Annotated in this window: 3 protein-coding genes; 2 read left to right on the top strand and 1 reads right to left on the bottom strand. The window is 35.6% G+C overall.

Features of this window, described 5'->3' with window-relative positions:
• Nucleotides 1-408: His/Gly/Thr/Pro-type tRNA ligase C-terminal domain-containing protein (locus BG20_RS03735; RefSeq protein WP_010191100.1), on the top strand; the 408-nt coding region annotated here is incomplete at its 5' end.
• On the opposite strand, the gene BG20_RS03740 is transcribed toward BG20_RS03735, so the two are convergent.
• On the bottom strand, nucleotides 400-1,065 hold the full coding sequence (locus BG20_RS03740) for a translation initiation factor IF-6 (RefSeq protein ID WP_010191103.1): 666 nt from the start codon (nucleotides 1,063-1,065) through the stop codon (nucleotides 400-402). The two genes, BG20_RS03735 and BG20_RS03740, sit on opposite strands and share 9 nt — an antisense overlap.
• 135 nt (nucleotides 1,066-1,200) lie before the next feature.
• Between BG20_RS03740 and BG20_RS03745 the strand changes: the two genes are divergently transcribed.
• Nucleotides 1,201-1,739: 4Fe-4S dicluster domain-containing protein (locus BG20_RS03745; protein ID WP_010191105.1), on the top strand; the 539-nt coding region annotated here is incomplete at its 3' end.

A 1,739-nucleotide genomic window follows, 5' to 3' on the forward strand; every position in this document is an offset into this window, starting at 1 on the left:
GGTGGAAGATATGATTCTTTAACAAAAGCATTTGGTAGAGAAGATATTGGTGCTACTGGTGTTGCAGGGGGTGTAGAGAGAATAATTCTTACAATGCAAGAACAGGGAATAGTATCTGAATCAAAACAAATCAGAGTTTCTGTTTTATACATTAATGAAGAAATGCAAAAAGTTGCAATGAGTATCACATCTTTACTAAGACTAAATAATATTCCAACAAACATTGATCTGTCTGGGAAGAATTTGAAAAAACAAATGGAACAGGCATCCGACTCAAAATTCTGTATTATAGTTGCTCCTAAGGAATTAGAGCAAAGCAAAGTAGTCTTACGAAACATGCAAGATGGAACTGAGTCACAAATTGAAATTGAAAAACTAACTGAAGACCCTAGATCATACTTAATTTAGAAAAGCTCTAGTTAACATCATAATTTCAGGACCACTTGTCATGGATCCGACCACTACTGAGTGATTATTTACTAACATTCCAGATTTGACGTATGGAATACCGTTATTGATAGTTGTCGGTTCTATATTTACGCCCATTACATTTGCAAATATCTTCATGTCTTCCTCATCAGCCTCTGGGTGAATTGCTGCACCGGAATTATTTGCAACCATGACAGCTCCAGTTTGATTAAATCCTGCAATTCTTTTTTGTAATACTTCTACACCTAACACTTGCTCAATTGTTTGACAATCTTCTTTTGATAACCATGGAGAAACAATTGCACCTTTGTCATTTGCACAAATAATATTTCCAAGTGCAGTATATTTTGAATCTAATACACCAATTTCCATCTTTGTCTCTTTTTTAAGAAATTCATATTCATCCATATATGCAGTCTTTGGTAGTAGAATTCCATTGTTATTCATCACCATCAATGCTCCTAAAAGACGAGTATTTGCAATAGCTGAGTATACAACTTGAGCCTTTAGATAATCTCCAAGTTTTTCAGCTTTGGTTTGAGCAAAACCCATTGGAACAAAAACAAAACTATCATTTGTGTTAATGTAAATTCCGATGTTTGGTCCTCTGTATACATCGAATTTGATAACATCCATTTGTTAGGTGTGAACTTCAAACGATATGAACGTAAGGAATCTCAATAGAATTTGAGCACGATCTTTTATTGTGGATAAATTTAGTCTCGACTAATTTTGTCTAGCTTTAAATAATATCTGAACGAAACTTTGTTTATGCCAATAGCAGAAAATTTCCCAGAAGGTTTGAAACCAATTGGAAAAATTAGTCTTGAAGGTACTACATACTTTCATTGGGTATGGGGTCCTGGTAAAACAAAAAATACTGATGGGTCACAAGCCGAAGTATTTGCTGATGCAGATGTTGTAGCAGCTTATACAGCTCGTGGTGAAAAACAAGTTCCACTGGGTGTTAGTGGTACCATGGTAGCAGTAGACTGGGATTCATGTGTTGCAGATGGCGCATGCATTGAAGCATGTCCAGTTCAAGTGTTTCAATGGTATAGAACGGATAAAGATATTCCAAACACTGAAGCATTAAATGCAACTTTTAAAGGAACTGGAAGTTCTGTTAAAGAAGAACGAAAAGATCTCACTGATAAAGCAGATCCAATCAGAGAACATGATTGTATCTGGTGTATGGCATGTGTATCAGTTTGTCCTCCACAAGCTATCAAAGTTGATCAATCAAATTTGGAAGCCCATGAGAAAGCTGCAGGAACTTTTGTAAAGATTGAAGCAGGTACTCCAAATCC

Origin of the sequence: Candidatus Nitrosarchaeum limnium BG20, assembly GCF_000241145.1 — an archaeon.
GTDB lineage: Archaea > Thermoproteota > Nitrososphaeria > Nitrososphaerales > Nitrosopumilaceae > Nitrosarchaeum > Nitrosarchaeum limnae.